This is a genomic window from Halobacillus sp. (assembly GCF_049282395.1).
Taxonomy (GTDB): Bacteria; Bacillota; Bacilli; order Bacillales; family Halobacillaceae; genus Halobacillus.
The window spans coordinates 1-3482 of sequence record NZ_JBAPTY010000386.1 but is presented as its reverse complement, the minus strand read 5'-3'; the positions used below and the strand labels follow the sequence as shown (position 1 = coordinate 3482).

General features: G+C 43.3%; 4 protein-coding genes. 1 reads left to right on the top strand and 3 read right to left on the bottom strand.

What is annotated here, in order from left to right:
* Positions 1–1293, bottom strand: a 1293-nt coding sequence (locus WAM07_RS16200; RefSeq protein WP_422168453.1) for a transglycosylase domain-containing protein, incomplete at its 3' end; no start/stop codon positions are given.
* Between the two features lie 97 nt (positions 1294–1390).
* Here WAM07_RS16200 and WAM07_RS16195 point away from each other — a divergent pair.
* Positions 1391–1894: an antibiotic biosynthesis monooxygenase family protein gene (locus tag WAM07_RS16195; protein WP_422168452.1), complete on the top strand. Its 504-nt coding sequence runs from the start codon at positions 1391–1393 to the stop codon at positions 1892–1894.
* Positions 1895–1928: 34 nt separating this feature from the next.
* Here the strand turns inward: WAM07_RS16195 and WAM07_RS16190 are convergent, their stop codons facing one another.
* Together WAM07_RS16190 and WAM07_RS16185 are read right to left on the bottom strand one after the other, a co-directional pair.
* Positions 1929–2426, bottom strand: a complete 498-nt coding sequence (locus tag WAM07_RS16190) for a thioredoxin family protein (protein WP_422168451.1) — start codon at positions 2424–2426, stop codon at positions 1929–1931.
* A 12-nt stretch (positions 2427–2438) separates the two neighbouring features.
* Positions 2439–2846 (bottom strand): disulfide oxidoreductase, encoded by a 408-nt coding sequence (locus tag WAM07_RS16185; RefSeq protein ID WP_422168450.1) that lies wholly within the window; start codon positions 2844–2846, stop codon positions 2439–2441.
* Positions 2847–3482: the final 636 nt, after the last annotated feature.

The following is a 3482-nucleotide window of genomic DNA, read 5'->3' as shown; positions in this document are numbered from 1 at the left end:
CAGCCACACAGCTGGGACGTTTTTGGACTGGCTCAATGCCTGATAAAGAGACACAGAGCCGTCGTATTCACCGTCATAATTTTCCGGAGTATAATCACCTGAAAACTCCTGTTTTTCATCTGGAAGCACCGTATAAGGGGTGTACTTTTCAGTCATTAGAGCCGGCCCATAAACGGCAAGAGGCTTGATGGCTGAAGCCGGTTGGTGAGAGGTTAATACACGGTTAATATCACCGTGTTTAAAATCTCTGCCGCCGACAACCGCACGTAAGGCACCAGTTTTATGATCCATCAATGTTAAAGCCCCTTGAACTTCCCCGTTCGTTCCGGGAACAAACTCCCCGTTTTTTACATTCTCAGCAGCAATCCGCTGGGCGACAGGATCCATTTCCACAATCACCCGGTAACCTCCGCGTTTTAGCTCGTCCCTGGAAATGTCATATTTCTCTGCCGCTTCTGCGATTACTAAATCAACGTAACTATTCGTCCACGTTTCGCTTTCAGATTCATCTTCTTCCGCTCCCAGAGTCGCACCCTGATAACTCTTCATATCGGCAGCCGATATACTTCCTGTGTCGTTCATCCGCGAAAGAACAAGGTTGCGCCGTTCTTTGGCTTCTTCCGGATTGTCAAAAGGGGAATAAGAATTCGGAGCTTTCGGCATACCGGCAAGCAGCGCGCCTTCAGCTACCGTTAGTTCTGAAGCTGGACTTTGAAAATAATGCTCGGCAGCGGCCTCAATTCCATAAACACCTTCTCCAAAATATATCCCGTTTAAATAAAGTTCCAAAATTTCATCTTTTGTAAAATTCCGCTCCAGATAAATAGCGGCCATAACTTCTTTCGTCTTCCTCATCCACGTTTTATCATTGGATAAAGATATATTTTTCGCCAGCTGCTGTGTAATGGTACTGGCTCCTTCGACCTTCGCCATAGCAATGATGTCTTTATAGACGGCACGTACAATCGATTTAAAATCAATTCCTGAATGTTCGTAGAAGCGGCTGTCTTCAATTGCTACAAACGCTTGCTGCACGTGCTCAGGGATATCGGATATATCGACAATCTCTCTATTTTTCGTGTAAATCTCTTCAATGATTTCTCCATCTTTTGTTTCGATAAACGTTTTTTCGTCTAATACCAGATCTTCTTCACTAACGACTAAACGTCCTCCAAACAGGATGGTTATATAACCTAACACACCGGCCATGACCAGGATAGCAAGGATTATGCCAGCCCAACGCACACGTCTTGCCGCACGCTGGATCGGCTTAAGATAATCATATTGTTTCAACTTATATGCACCCTTTCTTGTGCAATCTCTTTCAAACTTGCGGGTTCACCATTTCAATTGCTAAACTGAAATTAATGTTGGAAAGGAGACATCCATTATGAAAGTTTCGATGACAAATGGCACTTTGAATTACTTAGCTAAATTAGACAAACAACACCCAGATGCTCACCTCTTATTTATGCAGGACCAGGATAAAACAGTGGCTTATTACGAAGGAGAGAATCCAATTTTTGAAGAAGGGCGCGAGTACGAAATTGTAGACTCCGTCGGCAGCCTTCAACCTAAGGGATACGTTGTTATGAATAATATCCCTGTAGCTGACGAAGGACGTCCTGTATTTGAGGACCGCTTCAAAAATCGTGCAGGGAATGTTGAGAATATGGAAGGCTTTCAAGCGATCCGTATTCTGAGGCCTGTCAAAGGCAATACGTACGTGGTGCTGACTCAGTGGCGCAATGCACAGGACTTTGAAGATTGGAAGAACTCCCAATCCTTCGAGCAAGCCCACAAAAATTCAGGACCAAAGCACGAGAAGAAACCTTCATTTATTGATGGAAATGCCTACATCACCAAGTATCAAATGCTTCAGTTAGAGGAATAAACGAAAAGTGAGCGGACAGTGCCGCTCACTTTTTTTATTCTTCTGCCTCTCCGGATTCCTCATCTAAAACTTCTTGACGGAAAAAGTTATCAAAAGTGGTTACGGGCTGTTCGCCTGAAATCCGTGCCGCTTCTTCACCATTCTCAAAATGAACGATGGTCGGCGTTCCTTCAATGCCATATTTCTCCCATTGATCTTCAAACTCAAGCAGATTCATTTTCTTCATATCAACGCCAAGCTCCTGAGTCATCGGCACAACGACAGGAGTCGTACGCTGACAATGCACACAAGTAGGGCTGTAAAAGTAAACAGTTGTGTCTTCACCGGATTCAATTTGTTCCTCTAGTTCGTCAGGCTGAATTTGATTTTTATAATTCTCATTATCCAGCTGATCGATTGTTGCTTGATTGAGGTTATCCTTACCATAAGGATTATCGGCTGTCTTCTGACTGTTCTGGTAGTTGACTACAAAAATCAATACAGCGATCAATACAGCTAAGCCTGTACCAAAAATGACCATTTTTTTCTTCATATAAATTCCCCTTTACTTCCTTACCATTGATAGATGAGTAATGAAAATAATAATAAATGCGGTTCCTGCCAGAAATGGAATGGTAATAAAGCCAAAAATATTAATGTACTGTACATTACACGGAACCAGTCCACAAGCATCCCCTGCTCCTATTGCGGGAACTTTCTGCAATAAGTAATGATACAGGGAAACAAAGGCCCCAATCCCGCTGAGAATGAGCCCCGGCAGCGTCATAGCTGCATTTTTCCTGACCAGTCCGACCCCATATATAATCACAAGCGGATACATTAGGATACGCTGGTACCAGCATAGCTCACAAGGTTCATAGCCCAGAAACTCTGAAAAGAATAAGCTTCCGGCTGTGGCGGTAAGCGCGGCCGCCCAAATGATAAATAATCGATTTTCATGATTCGCCTTCATTCGTCATTTTCCTTTCTACCTCTCTAACTTGACATTATACTAGGGATTGTTTCGAAAACAAAATAGTTTTGCGTCTAATCTGTACTTATCACAAAGTTGTCACACAAACGAAAAAAGCCACCTGAAGTGGCTCTACATGTGTCGAGAAAGTTTGTACTATTACTTTTCATTTTATTACGACAAGGCATCTTTAAATGTTATTGATGATGATCTTCATAAGCACGTTATTAAACAAATGGGCCGGTTACTGTAAGACTCAGTCTCGAGATATATTGGGTCCGTTACGTTATAAGGTCAGGGGCTGGTGGGGAAATAACGGACGCTTTTGTAGGAGAGATTTCACTACTTCTTATCGGTCCAAAATGCTTTTATGACAAGCTATTTCACATCGTTATAGCATGAAATAGCCTCATAATTACATGCTTTTTTCTCATCAACCCGTCGATGTCTTATATGGTTTCGAGTTTCTTATTCGGCCAGGTTCGGAGGGGGACGATGAAGACTTCTGCGGGATGAACATGATCGGTGAGATCCCGCAGGGCTGTTAAGCCCGAGGAAGCTCAGCACATGCCCGCGAAAAGCGAAATCGTCCCCCGAAGGACCAAATTCTCACAACAGTCTCGAAATCAAGTCTTC

What these genes read in the sequence shown, in the direction of transcription:
- WAM07_RS16190 (WP_422168451.1), bottom strand. Translation starts at nt 2,426, where the DNA reads ATGAAGAAAAAAATGGTCATTTTTGGTACAGGCTTAGCTGTATTGATC.
- WAM07_RS16195 (WP_422168452.1), top strand. Translation starts at nt 1,391, where the DNA reads ATGAAAGTTTCGATGACAAATGGCACTTTGAATTACTTAGCTAAATTA.
- WAM07_RS16185 (WP_422168450.1), bottom strand. Translation starts at nt 2,846, where the DNA reads ATGAAGGCGAATCATGAAAATCGATTATTTATCATTTGGGCGGCCGCG.